Below are 23,347 nucleotides of genomic sequence, written 5' to 3'. Positions count from 1 at the left end.
CTTGTCTATCAGAGCCCAGCCTAGCGCTGGGCTCATTCGTTTTATTGATCTTGGAGCACGATTGCGAGCGGTGATCTTGTGTATTGGCAGATATCTTGCTTTGCCTCTCGCTAGCGAGGTGAGCGTTGGATTTCTGACTGCCTGACCCTGTATCTGTTCGCTGTGCCAAAGGAGCAATCTTGAACGACTCTCGACGCATCAAGGGCAAGCCGGTCGATATCGACTATGGCGCTACCCGTGCCTTTTTCGAATCCCGTGGCAAGGGTGAGTACGCCAACGTGCTCAGTGCCACCATGTATCAAGACCACAACCCAGAACTGGTCGAAAAACGCGATAGCGCGGAGAAGGCGGCCGTGGCACAGATCCTTGGTCTGGGGCGCGTTCGACGGATTCTGGATATCGGTTGTGGCACGGGGCGTTGGGGGTGGTTCCTCGCTGGGCAATGCCAAAGCCTTGACTACCTGGGGTTGGACTTCTCCGCGAGTCTGATTGCCAAGGCGACGGATGAGGTCGCCAAACGGCAATTGGCAGGCATGCACTTCCAGGTGATGTCGGCCACGGACATCCAGCCGCAATCGCTGATCGTTCAGGCGCCCTTTGACCTGGCACTGGTTTCGGGGCTGCTGATCTACCTGAACGATGAGGATTGCGTGAAGGTGCTGCGTGATGCCGCCCGCTTGCTGGTTCCCGGGGGTGGGATCTACCTGCGTGAACCGGTCGGCGTCGCCGAGCGGTTCACGCTCGACCGCTTCTACTCCCAGGAACTCGCCGACGAGTATTCGGCGATTTATCGCACGGCTGACGAACTTCACGCGCTGATGAACGAAGCATTCGAGGGGTTGGGCATGTTTACCGAACATGAAGGTTTCCTGTTCCCTGAGGACCTGGAAAAACGGGCGGAAACCCGGCAGTACTTCTTTGTCCTGCGCCGCCAAGGGGCGACGGCATGACAACCGCATACTGCTTCGACCTCGACGGTACGCTGACGCGTCAGGAACTGTTGCCCCTGATCGCCACCTCGGTGGGGCTGGAAGACGAGATAAGTGCTCTGACCCAGGCCACCATCGAAGGTCTTCTGCCATTCGACAAGTCCTTCAAGTTACGTGTGAGGCTGCTGCGTGATGCGAGGCTGGACTGGATTCACGCGGCTCTCGACAAGCATGTGGAGTTCGATCGTGCAATTCTCGATTTCATTGCCCGCCACCCTGAGCAGTCGTTCGTCGTGACAGGCAATCTTGATCTGTGGGTAAAGCCAGTTCTCGAGAAACTTGGTATCCACAGTTTCACCTCCACCGCTCGATTGGACGACCTGGGCCGCCTCGAAGGTGTTGAGAACATCCTGCATAAAGGCGATGCGGTCAGTAGCCTGCGCTCGCGCTTTGATCGGATCGTCGCGGTGGGAGAGGGGATGAATGATGTGCCAATGTTCGAGGCCGCTGACTGGCGTGTCGCGTTCGGTGGGGTGCATCAGCCCAACAAGGAACTGGTCAAGCTCAGTGATTTCGTTACTTACGATGGGAATGCGCTATGTCGCCTGTTAAGCACGCTGTAATTTGCGCCGCCGGCATTGGCTCGCGGCTTGGGCTTAACAAGCCGAAGTGTCTTGTCGAAGTGGCGGGACGCTCTTTGCTCGATTGGCACCTTGAGCGGCTGCAGTGGGCTGAAACTGTCTGGTTGGTGGTCGGTTTCCATGAGGAAGAGGTGATCGAGCATGCCATCGCCTTGCGCCCTGACCTGATAGTCGTGCGCAACCCTGATTACGCCCGTACCAATACATTGCAGAGCATTTACCGGGTATCCCGTCATCTTCAGGAGCGCATGCTTGTGCTGGATGCGGATACGGTCATGGACGCTCGCAGTTTCGAAGCCTTTCTTCAGGCGGCTGGTCAGCATGAGCAATTGATTGGTGTTTCGCCCTATATCACCAGTGATGGTGTACGTGTGCAGCTCGACGCTGCCGGCGCTCAGGTTCTCGGTTTTACCCGCGAACCGGATTACGCGATGGAGTGGACGGGTATTGCGGTCATCAAGCCGCAGATCGTGGTCAATCAGCCCATCTTCGTCTATCAGGCGCTGGAGGCCTGTCTTCCCCTGCCTGCGTTTGAGTTGAAGGCGTTTGATATCGACACAACCGCAGATCTGGATATGGCGCGCAAGGTTTTTGCTACGCAGTGGGGCGAACATGAGTAACCAGGAACAAGGGAAGGTGGCTCGTCAGTTCTGGAGCCAGACCGAGCGTGGCCAGATCGGCCCTAGGGAGCTGTACGAGCGTCAGCGTGAATGCTTGTTGACGCATGTGCTTCCCTCGCTCCCGACGGATGCGCGAGTGCTTGATATCGGCTGTGCCGACGGCGAGTTCAGCTTGCTGTTTGCGCGCCATGTCCGGCATGTGGTGGCGTTCGATGTAGGTGAGAAACTGATCGAGCAGGCCCGGGCGAAAGCGCGGGAAGAAAACATCGACAATGTCGAGTTTCAGGTGGCCGATGTATTCGAGTTCACCTCGGCTGAGAAATTCGATGCCGTCAGCCTGATGGGGGTGCTCACCACCATCAGCGACGATAACGCTGCTGCGCGGATCGTGCTGCGCGCGATGTCGATGCTCAAGCCGGGTGGTCATCTCATCCTGAAGGACTCGGTGTTGTTGCAAGGTGTCGAGGCCCGTACGTTGCTCAATGCCCAGTATGAGGCCAAGTATCGTCCGGAGTCCCGTTACCTGGCGCTGATTTGTTCCCTTGGGCTGCGCGAGGTAGGGCGCCACCCACTGCTGACCATGCACAACTTCGGGCAGACGAGCGTTTTGTATGTCTTCCGTCCATTGCTGGCTGCCGAGGTGCCAGTGCTCCCAATCAGCGGATTGCGGGTGGCCTGCTACGGTAGCATGCCATTCCATTTCCGTTCGTTGCGTCCGCTGGCCGCCTGTTTCGAAGACAGTCTGCTGAGCCTGTCGATCGACGAGGTGATGGCCTGGAAGCCGCAGGTCATCGTGGTTGCCGATGGTTGGTCGGTAGAGTTCTGGCGCGATTACTGTGATGCCCATCAGGTGCTCTTGATCGGGATGCGGCATGGTTCGGTCACCCGCTATGGGTATGCCGAGCCGCAGTACAATCACGCCGACTACCTATGTGGCAGTGTCTGGGACATCGAGGACACACTGTTGTCCGATGTGCATCCCCGCCATGGATTCCTGCTGACCGGTAACGCCTGGGTCGACCAGGTCTTCAGGCTGCCTGCCCGGCCGATGAACGATGTCGAGCCAACGATCCTGTTTGCACCGACCTACAATCCGGAAATCAGTGCAGCGGTGTACTTCGGTGACCGGGTCGTCTCCCTCATCCGCTCCGTCTACCCGCGTGCCCGGATCATCATCAAGCCTCATCCGGCGATCGTGCAGCATGAGCATAGTTTCGTCGTGGACAAGGCGCTGTTCCGTGATCTCATGGGACAATGGCGTGCGCAGGTTGCTGCGGACCCATTGGTGGAACTGGTGGACGATCCACAAGCCAGTATCGCCGACAGCTTTGCCGAGGCCGATATCCTGGTGGCGGATCGCTCTTCGCTGCTGTTCGAGTTCATGGTGCTGGATCGTCCGACCCTGCTGTATTCGAGCGAGGCGCGAGTGGGGCACTGGGAATACAACCCGGATGCGCCTGGAAATGCTTGGCGGGACATCGGGATGGAGTTCGGTGACGATCAAGGCTTCCTTGATCTGCTGGGGAACGCCTACGCGTTGCATCGAACCCATTGTCGAGAAGCCCAGCGCGCCCGGGTTCGCCAACTCTACGGCGATTTTGCCGACGGGCGCTCTGCCGAGCGTGTGGCTAGCGCTATTGCCCAGGCGCCGCGCCTGCATGTGGTCATCGATGGTCGTCGGGGTGAGCAGGCCGCGCAACTCTACGAGGCGTTCGATGATCTGCTGGCCTTTAAGCGCATCAGTGTGCTTGGCGGTGAGCGCGCAGGGGATGCCAAGCGTTGGTTGGCTGAGCGCGACAAGGCTCAAGGCAGCGATCTGGCCTATCTGTTGATCGATGGTGAGGTCGCCTGCTGTCCGGGCAGTGCGCATCAGGTCAGCGATGGCATGGCCGCGCTGGCCAAAGGTGAGCTCGACGCTGTCCTGCTGGGCGATGCTGGTGCCCGGCCGGTCGCTGTGCAGAGCCGTGATCGTGATGTCTGGGTCCGTGATCGTTTGCGCGCGGCCTTGCAGCATCGCCAGGGGCGGCAATTGTGGCAACTGCTTCCGGAGCACGCGTTGCGGCGAGTGCTGGGGCATTTGCCACAGGATATAGACGATGAGGTGTTCGATACGCTTTGGGAAACCTTGTCGGCAGAAGGACGCAGTGTCGAGTGGTCGACCGAGCAGATGAATGTCGTGCTGGTGAGCTCGGTGTTGCGTATCGTTGGCGCGCGTCCGGCACGTTATGTGGCCGGGCCGCGAGCAGCATTGCAACTGGCTCCGGCAGTGAAGGGGCAGGTGGTTACACAGGCGGGAGTCGAGGCGCAGATCAGTATTGCTGCCGCGCCAGATCAGTATGATGGGTTCCCGTTTACCACTGAGATCTGGGTTAATGGCCGTTGCGTTGGCCAGGTGTTGCTGGCCGATGCCAGTGCGCAGCGACTGGTGCTGCCGTTTGAGCCCAACGCCAATGGTGTGACCGATATCGAGTTGCGTAGCAGCGCTTCGTTTGCCGGCATGCCGGGACTGGCTGGGCCACTCTCGCTGTGCCTGGCATTCGGTGGCCCGGTGGCGCAGGCCGCTCCGACGAGGGCGCATATTCACCAGATCTTCTATTCAGAAGAGACCCGGGCGATGCTTGAGCCCGGTTATACGCCGCTGGACAACGTCGGACAGCGTCCTGACTGGGCGGAATACTGGCCGATCCGCAATCTGCTGATGACTGAGGAGCTGGATGAGAACGCGTTCTATGGTGTTCTCTCACCGCGTTTCCGACAGAAGACTGGGCTTGGATCGCAGCAGGTACTGAGCTTCGTCGACGCAGCGCCAGATCAGGCTGACGTGCTGCTGTTCCCGGTGTTCTTTGCTGAGGGCGCACGGTACGAGAACGTCTTCATCCAGGGGCTGGTCCATCATCCCAACATCTGGCCGGCATTCGTCGAGATGGCTCGTCAGTTAGCGCCGGGCGTGGACCTGGAAACACTGGTGATGGATTCGCAGCAGTCGCAATTCTGCAACTATTTCATCGCTAAGCCACGTTTCTGGCGGCATTGGTTCAGCAAGGCCGAAACGATCTTCCAGGCCGCCGAGCAGGCGCGTTCGGGTGAGTGGCCTAGCGCATACGGCACGGCTCTGAACGATGTCACATCGCATCGGGACACCGAAGGCTACGCCTGCAAGGTTTTTGTGATGGAGCGTCTGTTGCCACTGATCCTGGCGACCGAGTCGCAGTGGCAGGTAGAAGTGTATGAAGGGCTGAAACCTTCGGCGGCTAACGGTGGGGTCGATGCGCAACTGCTGCTGCTCGATCAGCTCAAGACTCGGCTTCGAGAGGCTGACAGCATAGAAGATCGCGCTGTATACGAGGGTATGCGTGAAGCGCTGTTCCGTGCTTCGTTCGCGCCGCAGATTGCCGAGATCGAGGCGAAGGGCGGTCGGGTGCCCAGTGTGGCGGAGCAGATCCAGGCGGCATTGCGTGAGTACCCACCGTTGCACGTGGAGCCTGAGGTGGCATCCTGGCTGGCTGCGCGCGTACCCACACAGGCACAGCAGTGTCTGATTGATGGGTATCTGGAAAGTGGCGCCGCGCCGAGGTTCGGGGTTCTGGTGCTGGATCGCGAGGGTAGCGCTGAGCGCCTGGAGCTCACGTTGAGAAGCCTGAGCCCGGGCCACAACCTTTATCGGCATCTTGATATCGTTGCGTTGACGGTGCTGGATCTCCCGGGTACGACCGCGCCTGGTGACAAGCTACATATCTTGCGCATCGATGATGAGTCCTTGCCAGCAGCGGTCGACCGCGCCGTTCGTGAGGGGGGCTTCGACTGGTTCATGCTGGTCGATGCGGGGGTGGAGTTCACGGCCAGCGGTCTGCTGATTGCGGCGCTTGATGTGGCCGAAGCGCCAGGTCTGCGAGCCATCTACGGCGACGAGGTGGTGCGCTCGTCAACGGGTGCGTTGCAAGTGGCCTTGCGTCCGGACATGAACCTGGACATGTTGCTCAGTTTGCCGGGCGTGATGGCTGGGCATTGGTTGTTCAATCGTGATGCCTGGCTGGCGCTGGGTGGCTTGCGCGCCGATGCGGGACGGGCGATGGAATTCGACCTGATCCTGCGACTGATCGAGGAAAAGGGCTTCGAGGGGTTGGGGCACGTCAGCGAGCCTTGGCTGATACGTGATGAGGTCCCGCTGGTGGATTGCGCCGCTGAGCAGCACGCGATTCAGCGGCATCTGCTGGCCAGGGGCTTCGAAGGTGCTTCGGTGCACAGCCGGCTGCCCGGGCGCTATGAGCTCAACTATGGTGTCGGCGAGGGGGCGTTGGTCAGCATCATGGTCGCTACGCACGATGGGCTGGCGAGGGTGCGTCGCTGCGTCGAAACCATTCTCGAGCGAACGACCTACCGAAACTTCGAAGTGCTGGTGCTGGATCAGGGAGAGGAAGAACCTGAGCTGCAGGCCTGGCTTGAGGCCGTCGAGCAGTTGGATAGTGGCCTGGTCAGGATCATGCGTGTTCCGCGTGAACTGTCCGTGGTGCAGGTGCGCAACCTGGCAGCCCGGCAGGCGGAGGGTGAGTTGTTGCTGTGGCTGGATGCCGGCGTTGCCGTGCTGGAGGACGACTGGCTGCAGCAACTGGTCAATCATGCTTGTCGCCAAGAGGTGGGGGCCGTGGGGGCCAAGCTGTTGGCGAGCGATTGTACCGTTCGTCATGGTGGACTGGTACTTGGCCTGGAAGGGGTTGTGGGTCGAGTCTTCAAGGGCTTGCCGATGAATGCCGGTGGCTACCTGCATCGCTTGGCTGTAGACCAGAATCATGCAGCGGTGAGTAGCAAGTGCATGATGATGGGTAGGGCCTTGTTCCTTGAGATGGGTGGTTTTGACGAGAGCCCGGAACTATTGCCTTGGGCGGATGTGGACCTATGCCTGCGCCTGCAGGCTGCCGGCTACCTGAATGTCTGGACGCCACGTGCTGCGCTGCTGATCAGTGAGACGCCCGAGGCGGTCGCGACGGTTGAGCAGGAGGAGGCAATATACGCTCGCTGGTTGCCGCTTCTGGCGCGCGACCCTTCGTACAACGCCAATCTTGCCCTCGTTGGTGAGGCGTTCACAGTCGCTGCGACCAGTTCGAGCTGGAGTCCGTTGTCGTCGTGCAAGGGTACGCCCAAGGTACTTGCCCATGTACACGGGAAGAGTGCTGGGCCGCGTGTCGGTCAGCCACTGGAGGCACTCAAGCGCGCCGGCCTGGTGGACGGAAGCGTAATACAGACTCACCTCACGCTAGCGGAGCTTGAGCGCTATGCGCCTGACAGCATTGTTCTGCAGCGCCAGATCAGTGCAGATCAGATCGAGCGTATGCGCCAGATGTCAATGTTCTCTCGTGCCTTCAAAGTGTTTGAGCTCGATGCCTATCTGCCCGGACTGCCCGCGCTCGCGGAGTTTGGCGAGGAGATGTCTCAGGCTGTGGCGCGCAGTTTGCGGCAGGGTTTGGCTCTGGTTGACCGGCTGGTGGTGAGCGGTGAGGCGCTGGCTGACGCCTTGGGGGATTGCCGTCGACCTATCCAGGTGGTCCCCAGCTATCTTGATCCGGTCCAGTGGTCGGGGCTCGCCGGGGGGCGTTGCGTTGGAGGCAAGCCGCGAGTAGGTCTGCTCGGCAAGGATCTTGCGCCCCAGGATCTGGCCCTGGTGGAGGAGGTCGTCAAGGCATTGGCCGATGATGTCGATTGGGTGTTTGTCGGCGAGTGTCCTGACGCGCTGCGTCCATATATGGTCGAGTGCCGAGCACGGTTGGAGGGCCATGACTACCCGTTGCAACTTGCCCGGCTTGATCTCGATCTTGCGCTATGGCCGCTCGCTGACGGGTTTTTCAATGAGTGCAGGGATGACCTGCCGGTACTGGAGCTCGGCGCTTGTGGGGTGCCGGTGATCTGTAGCGAGCTTGCCCGCCGACAGGGCGACTTGCGGGTTACCTGGGTGCGCAACCGTCGCGAAGACTGGTTTGCCGCAGTTCGCATGCATCTCGATGACTTGGATGCCACGGCGCGCATGGGGGATGCGCTGCGTTCTCAGGTGTTGCGCGACCGCATGCTCGAAGGCGAGAACCTGTTGCGCTGGCGGGCAGGGTGGTTGCCGGCTTGATCGCTCGGCTATCAGCAGGTGAAGGGCTCGCCATGATTGGTGTGGCTATCGTCTTCTAAGGGCGGGTAGCTGGTGGGTAGACCGGGGCGGATAATGCCCCGGTTTTTTTTTGCGGTGGCATTTTCAAAGCCACTGCGCCTCTTTTTCGGCAGTGCGGCCGTGACGGGGTCGTCACAACAGTGACTTGGCAGTCGAAACGTGCATCTTTAATCTATTGAGTCTGCGGGTAGCCATGTCGGCGCGGCGTGCAGCGTGTGTGCTGATGGCCCTTTAACCCGCGTATTTTCGCTATTTCCATCGGGAAGCCACAATGATTGGCATCAAAAGCATCGCCAGTTACGTACCTGTCGAAGGCGTGGACAACTACGCTCAGGGTGCGAAATTCGGCAAAGACCAGGATTTCATCTTCGGCAAAATTGGCTCGACCTTCCTGCCGCGCAAAGCTGTTGACCAGGAAACCTCTGACCTGTGCGTCGAGGCCGCCCGCACGTTGTTCGCCGCCAATCCGGCGCTGGATCCTGCCTCCATCGATATCGTCATCGTCGTCACCCAGAATGGTGATGCCGAGGGCTTGCCGCATACCGCGGCTATCGTCCAGCACAAACTTGGGCTGTCCACTGCCGTCGCCGCATTTGACGTCTCGCTGGGGTGCTCTGGCTATGTCTATGGTCTTTACGCCATGAAAGGCTTCATGGAGGCGGCAGGCTTGAAATGCGGCCTGCTGCTGACTGCTGACCCGTATTCGAAGATTGTCGATCCGGAGGATCGCAATACCACCATGCTGTTTGGCGATGCTGCCACCGCCACCTGGATGGGCGAGGGCGCCACCTGGCAGCTCGGCAAGTCGCTGTTCGGCAGCGATGGCGCAGGCGCCGAGCACCTGCGCACGACCGATGGCAAGTTCTTCATGAATGGCCGGCAGGTCTACAATTTCGCGCTGGTCAAGGTGCCGGCGCATCTGCAGCAGCTACTTGAGGCGAGTCAGTTGCAAGCCGACGACGTCGATCTCTATTGCCTGCATCAAGGCAGCGCGGCGATCGTCGATGCGGTTTCCCAGCGTTTCGACGAGGGGCGTCATCGCGAGAAGTTCGTCAAGGACATGGTCGAGACCGGCAATACCGTGTCCTCGAGCATTCCGCTGCTGCTCGAGAAGCATGTGCTTGGTTCGCTGCACAAGCGCGTGGCGCTGAGCGGTTTTGGCGTGGGCTTGTCGTGGGGCTCGGCGATCATCGAGCGCACAGACTGAAGTGATGGGGTGTCGAAAAAAGCGCCGTGGGTTCTGCCTGCCGCGCTTTTTTTCATTTTCGACGATTGAATTCTGGCGTCAAACCCCTGATTTCATTGGGGTGGCAGGATGCCAGTAAATTTTTTGAGAATTCGCCCTAAAGCAAACTGCCCTGACGACGATAAACATTACGAAGGTTCTCTAGGCCACCTACCCGGCGAATTGCCAAGGCCGGAAGCCGTAGTACCCATCCAACGAGGAATTCGTCATGGCTTTGACTGTAAACACCAACACCACCTCTCTGGGCGTTCAGAAGAACCTGAACCGTGCTTCCGACGCACTGAGCACTTCGATGACCCGTCTGTCCTCCGGCCTGAAAATCAACAGCGCCAAAGACGACGCCGCCGGCCTGCAGATCGCTACCCGCATGACTTCGCAGATCCGCGGTCAGACCATGGCTATCAAGAACGCCAACGACGGTATCTCCATCGCCCAGACCGCTGAAGGCGCGATGCAAGAGCAGACCAACATGCTGCAGCGTATGCGCGAACTGGCACTGCAGTCGCGAAACGACTCCAACAGCACCGACGACCGTGCCGCTCTGGACAAAGAGTTCCAGTCGCTGGCCTCGGAACTGACCCGTATCGCTCAGTCCACTCAGCTGAACGGCAAGAACCTGCTGGACGGTTCGGCTTCGACCATGACCTTCCAGGTCGGCTCGAACACCGGTTCGATCAACCAGATCAGCATCAACCTGGGCCAGAAGTTCGACGCCGTTTCCCTGGGCATCGCTTCGACCGTCAACATCCAAGGTTCGACCAGCGCCCTGGCCGAAACCAACTACAGCGCCGCCGTCACCGCTATCGACAAGGCTCTGCAGACCATCAACACCAACCGTGCTGACCTGGGTGCCGCTCAGAACCGTCTGACCAGCACCATCAACAACCTGCAGAACATCAACGAGAACGCCGAAGCCGCTCGTGGCCGTGTACAGGACACCGACTTCGCTGCTGAAACTGCCCAGCTGACCAAGCAGCAGACTCTGCAGCAAGCTTCGACCTCGGTTCTGGCCCAGGCCAACCAACTGCCATCGGCAGTCCTGAAGCTGCTGGGCTAATCTGCCTGATAGCTGATGGCGGGGAAGTGCTCTCCAGGCGCTTCCCCGCCTTTTCATTATGAGGTGGTGGACATGGACATGAGCCTCAAGTTGAACCTGTCTTATCAGGCTGCGCGCCCGGCTGAGCAGGTTGCCGAGAAGCCGGTTTCCCGGCCGGCAGAGTTTTCTGGTGATGGCGAGAAGAAAGACATGTCGCGCGTGCATGACACCGACAAGGTCAAGGACGCCGTCTCCGAGATAGAAAAATTTCTTAAAGAGACCCGACGCAACCTGGAGTTCTTCACTGATGAAGAGTCCGGTAAGATCGTGGTCAAGGTCGTCGCCAGTGAAACTGGTGAGCTGATCAGGCAGATCCCCTCGGAAGAGGCTCTGCGGATCGCTCACAGCCTGAGCGATGTCAAAAGTGTTCTGTTCGACGCCAAGGTCTGACCGGCGGCGAGCATCGATGGCGTGATTCATGTCAGGCTTGCGGAGCAGGACTGACGCGTTTACGAGAGGGATAACAGCATGGCAAGCCCACTTACTTCCAGCACGGGTCTCGGTTCCGGCCTCGATATCACCAATATCGTCAAGGTGCTGGTCAATGCCGACACTGCGGCCAAGTCGAACCAGATCACCCGCCAGAACGCCAACAACTCGGCGATGATCTCCGGTATCGGCTCCCTGCGCAGTGCCCTGACGGCGTTCCAGGATGCCATGAAGAAGCTGAACGACAAGGACGCGCCATCGTTCAATGCGTTTGCAGGTACTTCCGCAAACGAAAGCGTGGTCAAGATCAAGTCGAGCAACACCGCAGTCGCGGGTAGCTACGACATCAAGGTTGGCCAGTTGGCCACCGGCTCCAAGGTTGCCAGCCAGCAATTCGCAGGTGGTGCCAGTACGCCGATCAGCGCCGGCGAGATGACCATCAGCCAGAATGGCAAGGACTACAAGATCACCGTTGGCAGTGGTGCCACGCTGCAGAGCGTTCGTGACCAGATCAACAAGGAAATGAGCGCCAACGGGATCACCGCCAACATCATCAACGAAGCCGGCGGTTCGCGCCTGGTGTTCGGCTCCACCACCACGGGTGCTGGCAGCGACATCTCGGTTGGCGGCATTCCCGAGCTGACCATCGATGGCACGCAGCAGATGTCGGGCAGCGGCGCGGGCTTCATCACGGCCCTGGCACAGGATGCCAAGTTCTCCATCGACGGCTTGAACCTGACCAGTGCCTCCAATACCGTCAGCAATGCCATCAGTGGTATCTCCCTGGAGTTGACGGGCGCATCGCCCAAGGACTCGGCGGGCAATATCACCTCCGGGACCAAGGTCACCGTGGCGGCTGACAACGAAGGCCTGAAGAAGTCCGTTCAAGCCTTCGTCGATGCCTACAACACGCTGCAAAAGGCGGTCACCTCGCTTACCTCCACGTCTCGCGACTCGAAGGACAAGCTGGTGCTTGGCCCGTTGACCAACGACCCGACCACCCGTGCACTGCTTGGCGATGTGCGCAAGGTGCTGGCTGAGACCGGAGCCGGGGACAAGCTGACCACCCTGAGCCAGTTGGGTATCAACACCCAGAAGGACGGCACGCTGGAGTTCAACAGCGTCAAGTTCAATGCGGCGCTGAATGACAAGAAGCTCGGTCCAGAGGTTCAGGAGTTGTTCACTGGAAGCAATGGCGTGTTCGAGCGAATGAACAAGGCTATCGATCCGTACAATTCCACCGGCGGCACGCTCGATACCCGTAAGGGCAATCTCGACAAGGTGGCGACGAACCTTGCCAATCAGCAGGCGGCCCTGGATCGTCGGGTGGAGATGCTCACTACCTCGCTGACCAAGAAGTACTCGGCCCTGGATGCCGCCCTTGGCAAGATGCAGGATCAGGCCAAGCAGATCACTTCGTTCTTCGAGGCGATCAACGCGCAGAAGAAGTCCTGATCGATCGGTACTGACAAAAAGCCCGGGATGTCTGCCAGACACCCCGGGCTTTTTGCTTTCTCGCTAAAGTTTTTTGACGTGACGGCGATACATCGGTATATGCAACCTTTTCGCTGCAGCGAGGCAGATTCATGAACCCGATGTTGGCCCTTCGGCAATACCAGAAAGTCAACGGTGTGGCACAGACTTCCGAAGCCAGCCCGCACCGTCTGGTGCAGATGCTCATGCAGGGCGGCCTCGATCGCCTGGCCCAGGCCAAGGGCGCCATTGCCCGCAAGGACATCGCCCAGCGGGGCATCTTGATCGGCAAGGCCATCGATATCATTGGCGGTCTGCGCGAAGGCCTTGATCTGGAAAACCATGCGGACAGCCTGAGCGACCTGGATAACCTGTACACCTACATGAGCCGTCGCCTGGTCGAGGCCAACGTCAAGGGCGACCCTGAGATCATCGACGAAGTGGCGCGCCTGTTGATCACGGTCAAGGAAGGCTGGGATGCGATCGGCGAGCAACAGCCAGCGCCCTGAGCCAGGAGGTTGTCATGAGTGAGGTAATCGAACGGATCGAGCAGACGCGTGAAGCGCTGCTCAGCGCCCTGGCCAGTCGTGACTGGGATGCGGTGGGGGAGCTCGACCTGGAGTGTCGTCTGTGCGTGGATGATGTGCTGGCCGAGGCGCTCACCAACGAAGACGAAGTACGTGCCAGTCTGGAGGAGTTGCTGGGCGTTTATCGGCAACTGATCGAGATTGCAAGTGGCGAGCGTCAATCAATAGTCGATGAAATGACGCAGATCCGTCAGGCGGAAAACGCCGCAAAGGTATACCATCTGTTTTCTTGACCACAGATGATACAAAATTCAGCGCGCCATTAATTTGACTGTGTCTGGTTTTTTGACTTTACTAGTGGCTGTTTTCGAATTTCAGACGTCCGAACACTGACCATTCAGTCGGAATGATGTCGAGCTTGCCCCCAGGGCGCCGATATGACTAGGGAAGTTGCTATTGCATGTGGCGTGAAACCAAGATACTCCTGATCGATGACGACAGCGAACGCCGCCGCGATCTGGCGGTGGTCCTGAATTTCCTCGGCGAAGAGAACCTGTCCTGTTCCAGTCAAGACTGGCAGCAGGTTGTCGAGTCGTTGTCTTCAAGCCGTGAAGTGCTGTGCGTACTGATCGGGACCGTGAATGCTCCGGCCAGTGTGCTGGGGCTCCTTAAGACAGTGGCCGGGTGGGATGAGTTCCTTCCGGTACTGCTTTTGGGTGATATTTCTTCTGCAGAGTTCCCTGAGGACCTGCGTCGTCGTGTGCTTTCCAACCTCGAGATGCCGCCGAGCTACAGCCAGTTGCTCGACTCGTTGCACCGTGCCCAGGTCTATCGCGAGATGTACGACCAGGCCCGCGAGCGCGGTCGTCAGCGTGAGCCGAACCTGTTCCGCAGCCTGGTAGGCACCAGCCGTGCCATCCAGCATGTGCGGCAGATGATGCAGCAAGTGGCCGATACCGACGCCAGTGTGCTGATCCTCGGCGAGTCCGGGACTGGCAAGGAGGTGGTCGCGCGCAACCTGCACTATCACTCCAAGCGGCGCGAGGCGCCGTTCGTGCCGGTCAACTGCGGGGCGATCCCGGCCGAATTGCTGGAGAGCGAACTGTTCGGCCACGAGAAGGGGGCCTTCACCGGTGCCATCACCAGTCGTGCCGGGCGTTTCGAGCTGGCCAACGGTGGCACGCTGTTCCTTGACGAGATCGGCGACATGCCGTTGCCGATGCAGGTCAAGTTGCTGCGGGTGCTGCAGGAGCGCACGTTCGAGCGCGTTGGCAGCAACAAGACCCAAAGCATCGATGTGCGTATCATCGCCGCGACCCACAAGAACCTCGAGACCATGATCGAGGACGGGACGTTCCGCGAAGACCTCTACTACCGCCTCAATGTATTCCCCATCGAGATGGCCCCGCTGCGCGAGCGCGTCGAGGACATCCCGTTGCTGATGAACGAGCTTATCTCGCGCATGGAGCACGAGAAGCGCGGCTCGATCCGCTTCAACTCTGCCTCGATCATGTCGCTATGTCGACACGGCTGGCCGGGTAACGTGCGTGAGCTGGCAAATCTGGTGGAGCGCATGGCGATCATGCACCCCTACGGTGTGATTGGCGTCTCCGAGCTGCCGAAGAAGTTCCGTTACGTCGATGACGAGGACGAGCAGTTGGTGGACAGCCTGCGCAGCGACCTGGAAGAGCGGGTGGCGATCAACGGGCATGCCCCGGACTTTGCCAGCCACGCCATGCTGCCGCCGGAAGGCCTTGATCTCAAGGACTACCTGGGCAGTCTGGAGCAAGGATTGATCCAGCAGGCGCTGGACGATGCCAACGGCATCGTCGCCCGCGCCGCCGAGCGTTTGCGCATTCGTCGCACCACGCTGGTGGAAAAGATGCGCAAGTACGGCATGAGCCGTCAGGGTGGCGAGGAACAGGCGGAGGATTGACGCCTTACGCATCCGCAGCGGGGCAATGGATGGCCCCGGGATGCAAAAACCACACGTTTTACAGGGGCGCAAAGCCCCGTGGTCAGTGGCTTTCTGGCCAGTTTGCAGCACTCTCCCGCAAGGCTTTCGGCAATCTCCGGCACGCGTATTGCTATATCGCTGGCAATACACCGTTTTTGACGGTCAGCCACGCGAGAGAGCACGATGCCCCAGGCCGCCCATATGTCCAGAACCCCCGATCCGCAGGGGGATACCCCGGTCGAGCAGGAGAGTCGACGGGGGCTTGAGCAGGCGTTCGCCCTGTTCAGTCAGGTCTCTTCCCAGCTCACCGAGTCGTACAGCATGCTCGAGGCGCGCGTCAGCGAACTCAAGGGCGAGCTGGCGGTGGTCAGTGCCCAGCGCATGGCGGAGCTGAGCGAGAAGGAGCGCCTGGCCAATCGCCTGCAGAATCTGCTCGACCTGCTGCCGGGCGGGGTGATCGTGATCGATGCCCAGGGGTATGTGTGCGAGGCCAACCCGGCGGCCTGCGACCTGCTTGGCGAGCCGCTGATCGGCCAGCTGTGGCGCCAGGTGATCGCGCGCAGCTTCGCTCCTCGCAAGGATGACGGGCATGAGGTGTCGCTGCGCGATGGTCGCCGCCTGTCCATTGCGACGCGTTCGCTGGATGCCGAGCCTGGGCAGCTGGTACTGCTGACCGATCTGACCGAAACCCGCCGCTTGCAGGACCAGCTCGCTCGCCACGAGCGCCTGTCGTCCCTGGGGCGCATGGTCGCCTCGCTGGCGCACCAGATCCGCACGCCCCTGTCGGCGGCCATGCTCTATGCGGGGCACCTGGCGGACGCCGGGCAGGCACTGGCGCCGGAAACCCGGCAGCGTTTCGCCGGCAGCCTCAAGGAGCGCCTGCACGAATTGGAGCACCAGGTGCGCGACATGCTGGTGTTTGCCCGCGGCGAGTTGCCGCTGGGTGACCGGCTGACGCCCAAGGCGCTGTTCCAGGCCTTGCAGCAGGCTGCCCAGGTCCATGTGCAGGGCCAGGCAGTGCGCTGGCAGTGCGACACCCAGTTGGGGGAGCTGCTCTGCAATCGCGACACCCTGGTCGGTGCCATGCTCAACCTGATCGAGAATGCCTTGCAGGCCAGCCCTGGTTCGGCGCGCCTGAAGGTGCACCTGTTCCGTCGCGGGCAGCATCTGCATTTGTGCGTAAGCGATGCCGGTAGCGGTATCGACGCCGAGCTGCTGGCGCGCCTGGGCGAGCCTTTCCTGACCACCAAGGCCACCGGTACCGGGCTTGGCCTGGCGGTGGTGCAGGCGGTGGCGCGTGCGCATCAGGGTGTGTTGCGCCTGCGCTCGAAGCCGGGGCGGGGCACTTGTGCACAAGTGATCCTGCCGTTGATTGGCACGGCAGATGGAGAGGCGTGATGCAGATCAAGGTCTTGCTGGTCGAGGATGACCGTACTCTGCGCCAGGCGCTGGCCGATACCCTGGAGATCGGTGGCTTCAGTCATCGCGCGGTCGGCTCTGGCGAGGAGGCTTTGCAGGCGGTCGTCGAGGAGTCGTTCAGCCTGGTGGTCAGCGACGTCAATATGCCGGGGATGGATGGGCACCAGTTGCTGGCCCAGCTCGGGCGTCATCACCCTCAGTTGCCCGTGCTGCTGATGACCGCCCATGCCGCGGTTGAGCGCGCGGTCGAGGCGATGCGCCAGGGGGCGGTGGACTATCTGGTCAAGCCATTCGAGCCGAAGGCGCTGATCAGCCTGGTGGAGCGCCATGCCGTCGGTCACCCTGAGGTGGGCGAGGAGGCGGGGCCGGTGGCGTGCGAACCGGCCAGTCGCCAGTTGCTCGAGCTGGCGGCGCGGGTGGCGCGCAGCGACTCGACGGTGCTGATCTCGGGTGAGTCGGGGACCGGCAAGGAGGTTCTGGCGCGCTATATCCATCAGCAGTCACCGCGGGCCGAGGCGCCTTTCGTAGCGATCAACTGCGCGGCGATTCCCGACAACATGCTCGAGGCCACGCTGTTCGGGCATGAGAAGGGCTCCTTCACCGGTGCCATTGCTGCCCAGGCCGGCAAGTTCGAGCAGGCCGACGGTGGCACCCTGTTGCTCGACGAGATCTCTGAGATGCCGCTGGCGCTGCAGGCCAAGCTGCTGCGTGTGTTGCAGGAGCGCGAGGTCGAGCGGGTGGGTGGGCGCAAGCCGATCAGCCTGGATATTCGCGTGCTGGCCACCACCAACCGGGATCTGGCAGGGGAGGTGGCGGCGGGGCGTTTCCGCGAGGATCTCTACTACCGGTTGTCGGTGTTCCCGCTGGCCTGGCAGGCCTTGCGTGAGCGTCCTGGCGATATTCTGCCGTTGGCCGAGCGCTTGCTGGCGCGGCATGTCGGCAAGATGAAGCATGCGCCGGTGCGCCTGTCCGCCGATGCCCGGGCCTGCCTGCAGGCGCATGCCTGGCCGGGCAATGTGCGTGAACTCGACAACGCCTTGCAGCGCGCGTTGATCCTGCAGCAGGGTGGTGTGATCGAGGCGGCGGATTTCTGTCTGGCGGGTGCCATTCCATTGTCGGTGCCAGCGATGGCCATTACTGCGCCATCATCCGGGGATGTCGTGCCTGAGTCGGGGGGGTTGGGCGACGACATGCGTCGGCATGAATTCCAGATGATCATCGACACGCTGCGTGCCGAGCGTGGGCGTCGCAAGGAGGCCGCGGAAAAGCTTGGCATCAGCCCGCGCACGCTGCGTTACAAGCTGGCGCAGATGCGTGATGCCGGGCTCGATGTCGAGGCCAGTCTGTTCGGCTGAAGTGCCGTTTTGAATGTTTTCTGGGTGGGCTGGCACTCCTCTTGCTAGTTCCAGCCTATTCGCTGCATGAGTGTCAAAAAAATGCGGCTGCCGGAGAGAGAAGTCCATGACCCAAGGTGTTGAATTCAATCGTCTGATGTTGGACATGCGTGCCATGCAGGCCGAAGCCATGTCCATGCCCAAGGTGGGCGCAGCTCCTGAGCTGGCGCCGGGCCAGAGCAGCTTCGCCGACATGCTCGGCCAGGCCATCGGCAAGGTGCATGAAACCCAGCAGGCGTCCACCCAGCTGGCCAATGCCTTCGAGATCGGCAAGAGCGGTGTCGACCTGACCGACGTGATGATCGCCTCGCAGAAGGCCTCCGTGTCGTTCCAGGCCCTGACCCAGGTGCGCAACAAACTGGTACAGGCGTACCAGGACATCATGCAGATGCCGGTATAAGGGCGAGAGTTGAGTCATGGCCGAAGCAGTCGTCGATAACGCCCCCGCCAAGAGTGGCCCACCAGTCGCCAAGCCGCCGCTGTTCGGCATGGCGTTCCTGGAAAACATCTCGCAGATGCCCATGCTGCGTCAGGTCGGTCTGCTGGTCGGCCTGGCTGCCAGCGTGGCCATCGGTTTCGCCGTGGTGCTGTGGTCGCAGCAGCCGGACTACCGCCCGCTGTACGGCAGCCTGGCGGGCATGGACACCAAGCAGGTGATCGATTCGCTCGCCGCCGCCGACATTCCCTATCGCGTGGAGCCCAATTCCGGCGCCCTGCTGGTCAAGGCCGACGACCTCTCCCGTGCGCGCCTGAAGCTGGCTGCCGCCGGCGTGGCGCCGAGCGATGGCAACGTTGGTTTCGAACTGCTCGACAAGGAGCAGGGCTTGGGCACCAGCCAGTTCATGGAGGCCACCCGCTATCGGCGCAGCCTCGAGGGCGAGCTGGCGCGTACCGTCGCCAGCGTGAACAATGTCAAGGCGGCGCGTGTGCACCTGGCGATCCCGAAGAGCTCGGTATTCGTCCGTGACGAGCGCAAGCCTAGCGCTTCGGTGCTGGTCGAGCTGTACCCAGGTCGCTCTCTGGAGGCCGGCCAGGTCATGGCCATTGTCAATCTCGTGGCTGCCAGCGTTCCGGAACTGGACAAGTCGCAGGTGACCGTGGTCGACCAGAAGGGCAACCTGCTTTCCGATCAGCTGCAGGACACCGCCCTGACCATGGCTGGCAAGCAGTTCGACTACAGCCGGCGCATGGAAGGTATGCTCACCCAGCGGGTGCACAACATCCTGCAGCCGGTGCTGGGTAATGATCGCTACAAAGCAGAGGTCTCGGCCGATGTCGACTTCAGCGCCGTCGAGTCCACCTCCGAGCAGTTCAATCCCGACCAGCCGGCCCTGCGCAGCGAGCAGTCGGTCAACGAGCAGCGCTCCAGCAGCCAGGGCCCGCAAGGCGTGCCGGGCGCGCTGAGCAACCAACCGCCATCTGGCGCCAGTGCGCCGGAGAATGCCCGTACCGCAGCAACGCCGGCCGGTGCCATCCAGCCGGGCCAGCCGCTGGTCGACTCCAATGGTCAGCAGATCATGGATCCGGCCACTGGCCAGCCGATGCTCGCACCGTACCCGAGCGACAAGCGCCAGCAGAGCACCAAGAACTTCGAGCTGGACCGCTCCATCAGCCACACCCGCCAACAGCAGGGGCGTCTGACCCGCCTGTCGGTGGCGGTGGTGGTCGACGACCAGGTCAAGCTCGACGCCGCCAGCGGCGAAGCCATCCGCACCCCATGGGGCGCCGAGGACCTGGCGCGCTTCACGCGCCTGGTGCAGGACGCGGTGGGCTTCGATGCCAGCCGTGGCGACAGTGTCACCGTGATCAACGTGCCGTTCGCGGCCGACCGTGGCGACGAACTGGCCGATATTCCGTTCTACTCGCAGCCGTGGTTCTGGGACATCGTCAAGCAGGTGCTGGGCGTGGCGTTCATCCTGGTGCTGGTATTCGGCGTGCTGCGTCCGGTGCTCAACAACATCACCGGTGGCGGCAAGCAGGCTGCCACTGACGGCGACATGGAGCTGGGCGGGATGATCGGTCTGGATGGCGAGTTGGCCAACGACCGTGTCAGCCTGGGTGGCCCGACAAGCATTCTGTTGCCAAGCCCCAGCGAGGGTTACGAGGCACAGCTCAACGCAATCAAGGGCCTGGTGGCCGAAGACCCGGGGCGCGTGGCCCAGGTCGTGAAAGAGTGGATCAACGCCGATGAGTGACAATCGAGCCATTACCGCCAAGCTGAGCCGCGTCGACAAGGCGGCGATTCTCCTGTTGTCGCTCGGCGAGACCGATGCGGCGCAGGTCCTGCGTCACATGGGGCCCAAGGAGGTCCAGCGGGTCGGCGTGGCCATGGCGCAGATGGGCAACGTGCATCGCGAACAAGTCGAGCAGGTGATGAGCGAGTTCGTCGAGATCGTCGGCGACCAGACCAGCCTGGGCGTCGGCTCCGATGGCTACATCCGCAAGATGCTCAACCAGGCCCTCGGCGAGGACAAGGCCAACGGCCTGATCGACCGCATCCTGCTCGGTGGCAACACCAGCGGCCTGGACAGCCTCAAGTGGATGGAGCCGCGTGCCGTCGCCGACGTCATCCGTTACGAACACCCGCAGATCCAGGCGATCGTGGTCGCCTACCTCGATCCTGACCAGGCCGGCGAAGTACTGAGCAACTTCGACCACAAGGTGCGCCTGGACATCGTTCTGCGCGTGTCGTCGCTCAATACCGTGCAGCCGGCGGCGCTCAAGGAGCTGAACCAGATCCTCGAGAAGCAGTTCTCCGGAAACTCCAACGCCGCGCGCACCACCCTGGGTGGCATCAAGCGTGCCGCCGACATCATGAACTTCCTCGACAGCTCGGTCGAAGGTGCACTGATGGACGCGATTCGCGAGATCGACAGCGACCTGTCGGAGCAGATCGAAGACCTGATGTTCGTCTTCAACAACCTCGCCGATGTCGACGACCGCGGCATCCAGGCGCTGCTGCGGGAAGTGTCCTCCGACGTGCTGGTGGTGTCGCTCAAGGGCGCCGACGAGCGGGTCAAGGACAAGATCTTCAAGAACATGTCCAAGCGTGCCTCGGAACTGCTGCGCGACGACCTGGAGGCCAAGGGGCCGGTGCGGGTCAGCGATGTGGAAACCGCGCAGAAGGAAATCCTCACCATCGCCCGCCGCATGGCCGAGGCCGGCGAGATCGTGCTCGGCGGCAAGGGCGCCGAGGAAATGATTTAAGCCAGCGACAGGTGGCACTGTGGGAGCGGGCTGGCCCCGCGATGTGGCCGGGGCCGGCAGTGCTGTCGGTCCGACGCCTGCCCATTGCGGGGCAAGCCCGCTCCCATGGCCCTTTCAAGGTTTTCGAGAAGCTCACAGCATGTCCATCACCGAACATCCCAGCGACCTGATCCGTGCCCGCGACCTCGAGGGCGTGGATGTATGGGCGTTGCCCAGCTTCGATCCGGCGCCTGAACCGGAGCCGGAGCCCGAGCCGGAAGTCATCGAGGAAGAAGTCGAAGAGGTGCCGCTGGAAGAAGTCCAGCCACTGACCCTCGAGGAGCTCGAAGCCATTCGTCAGGAGGCCTACAACGAGGGCTTCGCCACGGGTGAGCGCGAAGGCTTCCACAGTACCCAGCTCAAGGTGCGCCAGGAGGCCGAAGTCGCCCTGGCCGCCAAGCTGGCCAGCCTGGAACAGGTGATGGGGCATCTGCTCGAGCCCATTGCCGAGCAGGACACCCAGATCGAAAAGGGCCTGGTGCAACTGGTCGCGCACATGGCCCGCCAGGTCATCGGCCGGGAGTTGCGCAGCGACTCCAGCCAGATCACCCATGTCCTGCGCGAGGCGTTGAAGCTGCTGCCGATGGGCGCGAACAACATTCGCATTCACCTCAATCCGCAGGATTTCGAGTTGGCCAAGGCGTTGCGTGAACGTCACGAGGAGAACTGGAAGCTGCTCGAGGACGAGGCGCTGCTGCCCGGTGGTTGCCGTATCGAGACCGCTCACAGCCACATCGATGCGACCATGGAAACGCGTATAGAGAAGGCTGTGGCGCAGCTGTTCGACCAGTCCCACGATCATTCCCTGCACCCGGCCGCGCCGGATATTCGCGTCGAGCTCGAAACTCAGTCGGGAGACACCGATGCGCCTTGATCGCACCAGCTTCGGCAAGCGCCTCGAAGGCTATGCCGAGGCGATTCGGCTGCCTGACCAGCCGGTGGTGGAGGGGCGCCTGTTGCGCATGGTCGGCCTGACCCTCGAGGCCGAAGGCTTGCGTGCGGCGGTGGGGAGTCGCTGCCTGGTGATCAACGACGACAGTTATCACCCGGTGGAAGTCGAGGCCGAGGTGATGGGCTTCGCGGGTGCCAAGGTGTTTCTCATGCCGGTCGGCAGTATTGCCGGCCTGGCGCCAGGGGCGCGGGTGGTGCCGCTGGATGACAGTGGTCGCCTGCCGATGGGCATGAGCATGCTCGGGCGGGTGCTCGATGGTGCTGGCCGTGCGCTGGATGGCAAGGGCGGGATGAAGGCCGAAGACTGGGTGCCGATGGATGGTCCGATCATCAATCCGCTCAATCGAGACCCGATCAGCCAACCACTGGATGTCGGTATTCGCAGCATCAACGGCTTGTTGACGGTCGGCCGTGGCCAGCGCCTGGGCTTGTTCGCCGGTACCGGCGTCGGTAAGTCGGTATTGCTGGGCATGATGACCCGTTTCACCGAGGCCGAGATCATCGTGGTCGGGTTGATCGGCGAGCGGGGTCGCGAAGTGAAGGAGTTCATCGAGCACATCCTTGGCGAGGAGGGGCTCAAGCGTTCGGTGGTGGTGGCTTCGCCAGCGGACGATGCGCCGCTGATGCGGCTGCGTGCCGCGATGTACTGCACGCGTATTGCCGAGTACTTCCGCGACAAGGGCAAGAATGTCCTGCTGCTGATGGATTCGCTGACCCGTTTCGCCCAGGCGCAGCGTGAAATCGCCCTGGCCATCGGCGAGCCGCCCGCTACCCGGGGCTATCCGCCGTCGGTGTTCGCCAAGTTGCCCAAGCTGGTGGAGCGCGCCGGCAATGGCGAGCCAGGTGGTGGCTCGATCACGGCCTTCTATACCGTACTGTCGGAGGGTGATGACCAGCAGGACCCGATCGCCGATTCGGCGCGGGGGGTGCTCGATGGTCACTTCGTGCTGTCGCGGCGCCTGGCCGAGGAGGGGCACTATCCGGCCATCGACATCGAGGCTTCGATCAGCCGGGTCATGCCCCAGGTGGTCGACGCCGACCACTTGCGCCAGGCGCAGAAGTTCAAGCAACTGTGGTCGCGCCTGTCGCAGAGTCGCGACCTCATCAGCGTAGGTGCCTATGTGCCCGGCGGCGATGTCGAAACCGACCTGGCCATCGCCCTGCAGCCCAAGCTGGTGGATTTCCTGCGCCAGGGCCTGGACGAGAACGTCGGCATGGCCCAGAGCCGCGAGCAGCTTGGCGCCATTTTCGTGCCGCCGGCGGGCTGATAG

General features: G+C 61.6%; 18 protein-coding genes. All 18 read left to right on the top strand.

From position 1 onward, the window contains the following. Positions 1 to 179: 179 nt before the first annotated feature. The 18 genes from F3J43_RS02465 (at position 180) to fliI (ending at position 23,344) form a co-directional block, all read left to right on the top strand. Complete coding sequence (locus F3J43_RS02465; protein ID WP_166883238.1) at positions 180 to 950, top strand: class I SAM-dependent methyltransferase; 771 nt, start codon at positions 180 to 182, stop codon at positions 948 to 950. After that, positions 947 to 1,552 carry an HAD-IB family phosphatase gene (locus F3J43_RS02460; RefSeq protein ID WP_166883237.1) on the top strand — a complete coding sequence of 202 codons (606 nt, stop codon included), beginning with the start codon at positions 947 to 949 and terminating at the stop codon, positions 1,550 to 1,552. Before F3J43_RS02465 ends, F3J43_RS02460 begins: the two co-directional genes overlap by 4 nt. Beyond that, complete coding sequence (locus F3J43_RS02455; RefSeq protein WP_166883236.1) at positions 1,528 to 2,190, top strand: phosphocholine cytidylyltransferase family protein; 663 nt, start codon at positions 1,528 to 1,530, stop codon at positions 2,188 to 2,190. The genes F3J43_RS02460 and F3J43_RS02455 overlap by 25 nt, the downstream gene beginning before the upstream one ends. Next, positions 2,183 to 8,299: a methyltransferase domain-containing protein gene (locus F3J43_RS02450; RefSeq protein WP_166883235.1), complete on the top strand. Its 6,117-nt coding sequence runs from the start codon at positions 2,183 to 2,185 to the stop codon at positions 8,297 to 8,299. The genes F3J43_RS02455 and F3J43_RS02450 overlap by 8 nt, the downstream gene beginning before the upstream one ends. 310 nt (positions 8,300 to 8,609) lie before the next feature. Further along, entirely contained in the window at positions 8,610 to 9,545 is a 936-nt protein-coding gene (locus F3J43_RS02445) for a ketoacyl-ACP synthase III (RefSeq protein WP_166883234.1), read from the top strand. Between the two features lie 247 nt (positions 9,546 to 9,792). After that, positions 9,793 to 10,641 carry a flagellin domain-containing protein gene (locus F3J43_RS02440; protein WP_166883233.1) on the top strand — a complete coding sequence of 283 codons (849 nt, stop codon included), beginning with the start codon at positions 9,793 to 9,795 and terminating at the stop codon, positions 10,639 to 10,641. 78 nt (positions 10,642 to 10,719) lie between these two features. Continuing rightward, positions 10,720 to 11,070, top strand: a complete 351-nt coding sequence (locus F3J43_RS02435; protein WP_286184322.1) for a flagellar protein FlaG — start codon at positions 10,720 to 10,722, stop codon at positions 11,068 to 11,070. Between the two features lie 78 nt (positions 11,071 to 11,148). Further along, positions 11,149 to 12,564, top strand: a complete 1,416-nt coding sequence (gene fliD, locus F3J43_RS02430; RefSeq protein ID WP_166883231.1) for a flagellar filament capping protein FliD — start codon at positions 11,149 to 11,151, stop codon at positions 12,562 to 12,564. A 131-nt stretch (positions 12,565 to 12,695) separates the two neighbouring features. Beyond that, positions 12,696 to 13,091: a flagellar export chaperone FliS gene (fliS, locus tag F3J43_RS02425; protein WP_166883230.1), complete on the top strand. Its 396-nt coding sequence runs from the start codon at positions 12,696 to 12,698 to the stop codon at positions 13,089 to 13,091. Positions 13,092 to 13,105: 14 nt separating this feature from the next. Continuing rightward, positions 13,106 to 13,402 carry a flagellar protein FliT gene (gene fliT / locus F3J43_RS02420; RefSeq protein ID WP_166883229.1) on the top strand — a complete coding sequence of 99 codons (297 nt, stop codon included), beginning with the start codon at positions 13,106 to 13,108 and terminating at the stop codon, positions 13,400 to 13,402. 167 nt (positions 13,403 to 13,569) lie between these two features. Further along, positions 13,570 to 15,045, top strand: a complete 1,476-nt coding sequence (gene fleQ / locus F3J43_RS02415) for a transcriptional regulator FleQ (RefSeq protein WP_166883228.1) — start codon at positions 13,570 to 13,572, stop codon at positions 15,043 to 15,045. 222 nt (positions 15,046 to 15,267) lie between these two features. Then, positions 15,268 to 16,464, top strand: a complete 1,197-nt coding sequence (locus F3J43_RS02410; RefSeq protein ID WP_205297590.1) for a sensor histidine kinase — start codon at positions 15,268 to 15,270, stop codon at positions 16,462 to 16,464. After that, positions 16,464 to 17,840, top strand: coding sequence for a sigma-54-dependent transcriptional regulator (locus F3J43_RS02405; RefSeq protein WP_166883226.1), 1,377 nt, complete (start codon positions 16,464 to 16,466; stop codon positions 17,838 to 17,840). The genes F3J43_RS02410 and F3J43_RS02405 overlap by 1 nt, the downstream gene beginning before the upstream one ends. 106 nt (positions 17,841 to 17,946) lie before the next feature. Next, a complete protein-coding gene (gene fliE / locus F3J43_RS02400) occupies positions 17,947 to 18,279 on the top strand; it encodes a flagellar hook-basal body complex protein FliE (RefSeq protein WP_166883225.1) in 333 nt (110 codons plus the stop codon). Between the two features lie 16 nt (positions 18,280 to 18,295). Next, the gene (gene fliF, locus F3J43_RS02395) at positions 18,296 to 20,074 is read left to right on the top strand and encodes a flagellar basal-body MS-ring/collar protein FliF (protein ID WP_166883224.1); all 1,779 of its coding nucleotides are present in this window, start codon (positions 18,296 to 18,298) and stop codon (positions 20,072 to 20,074) included. Further along, on the top strand, positions 20,067 to 21,086 hold the full coding sequence (fliG, locus tag F3J43_RS02390; protein ID WP_028692791.1) for a flagellar motor switch protein FliG: 1,020 nt from the start codon (positions 20,067 to 20,069) through the stop codon (positions 21,084 to 21,086). Before fliF ends, fliG begins: the two co-directional genes overlap by 8 nt. Positions 21,087 to 21,225: 139 nt before the next feature. Next, positions 21,226 to 21,999 carry a flagellar assembly protein FliH gene (gene fliH, locus F3J43_RS02385; protein WP_166883223.1) on the top strand — a complete coding sequence of 258 codons (774 nt, stop codon included), beginning with the start codon at positions 21,226 to 21,228 and terminating at the stop codon, positions 21,997 to 21,999. After that, positions 21,989 to 23,344 (top strand): flagellar protein export ATPase FliI, encoded by a 1,356-nt coding sequence (fliI, locus tag F3J43_RS02380; RefSeq protein WP_166883222.1) that lies wholly within the window; start codon positions 21,989 to 21,991, stop codon positions 23,342 to 23,344. The genes fliH and fliI overlap by 11 nt, the downstream gene beginning before the upstream one ends. Positions 23,345 to 23,347: the final 3 nt, after the last annotated feature.

This window comes from Pantoea sp. Cy-639 (genome assembly GCF_011752525.1).
Classification (GTDB): Bacteria; Pseudomonadota; Gammaproteobacteria; order Pseudomonadales; family Pseudomonadaceae; genus Aquipseudomonas.
The sequence above is the reverse complement of the archived record's forward strand: the minus strand, read 5'-3'. Positions and strand labels throughout refer to the sequence as shown.

Bases quoted from the DNA above. Each gene is read 5' to 3' on its own strand.
- F3J43_RS02460 (WP_166883237.1), top strand. From the start codon at position 947: ATGACAACCGCATACTGCTTCGACCTCGACGGTACGCTGACGCGTCAG.
- F3J43_RS02455 (WP_166883236.1), top strand. From the start codon at position 1,528: ATGTCGCCTGTTAAGCACGCTGTAATTTGCGCCGCCGGCATTGGCTCG.
- F3J43_RS02450 (WP_166883235.1), top strand. From the start codon at position 2,183: ATGAGTAACCAGGAACAAGGGAAGGTGGCTCGTCAGTTCTGGAGCCAG.
- F3J43_RS02445 (WP_166883234.1), top strand. From the start codon at position 8,610: ATGATTGGCATCAAAAGCATCGCCAGTTACGTACCTGTCGAAGGCGTG.
- F3J43_RS02440 (WP_166883233.1), top strand. From the start codon at position 9,793: ATGGCTTTGACTGTAAACACCAACACCACCTCTCTGGGCGTTCAGAAG.
- F3J43_RS02435 (WP_286184322.1), top strand. From the start codon at position 10,720: ATGAGCCTCAAGTTGAACCTGTCTTATCAGGCTGCGCGCCCGGCTGAG.
- fliD (WP_166883231.1), top strand. From the start codon at position 11,149: ATGGCAAGCCCACTTACTTCCAGCACGGGTCTCGGTTCCGGCCTCGAT.
- fliS (WP_166883230.1), top strand. From the start codon at position 12,696: ATGAACCCGATGTTGGCCCTTCGGCAATACCAGAAAGTCAACGGTGTG.
- fliT (WP_166883229.1), top strand. From the start codon at position 13,106: ATGAGTGAGGTAATCGAACGGATCGAGCAGACGCGTGAAGCGCTGCTC.
- fleQ (WP_166883228.1), top strand. From the start codon at position 13,570: ATGTGGCGTGAAACCAAGATACTCCTGATCGATGACGACAGCGAACGC.
- F3J43_RS02410 (WP_205297590.1), top strand. From the start codon at position 15,268: ATGTCCAGAACCCCCGATCCGCAGGGGGATACCCCGGTCGAGCAGGAG.
- F3J43_RS02405 (WP_166883226.1), top strand. From the start codon at position 16,464: ATGCAGATCAAGGTCTTGCTGGTCGAGGATGACCGTACTCTGCGCCAG.
- fliE (WP_166883225.1), top strand. From the start codon at position 17,947: ATGACCCAAGGTGTTGAATTCAATCGTCTGATGTTGGACATGCGTGCC.
- fliF (WP_166883224.1), top strand. From the start codon at position 18,296: ATGGCCGAAGCAGTCGTCGATAACGCCCCCGCCAAGAGTGGCCCACCA.
- fliG (WP_028692791.1), top strand. From the start codon at position 20,067: ATGAGTGACAATCGAGCCATTACCGCCAAGCTGAGCCGCGTCGACAAG.
- fliH (WP_166883223.1), top strand. From the start codon at position 21,226: ATGTCCATCACCGAACATCCCAGCGACCTGATCCGTGCCCGCGACCTC.
- fliI (WP_166883222.1), top strand. From the start codon at position 21,989: ATGCGCCTTGATCGCACCAGCTTCGGCAAGCGCCTCGAAGGCTATGCC.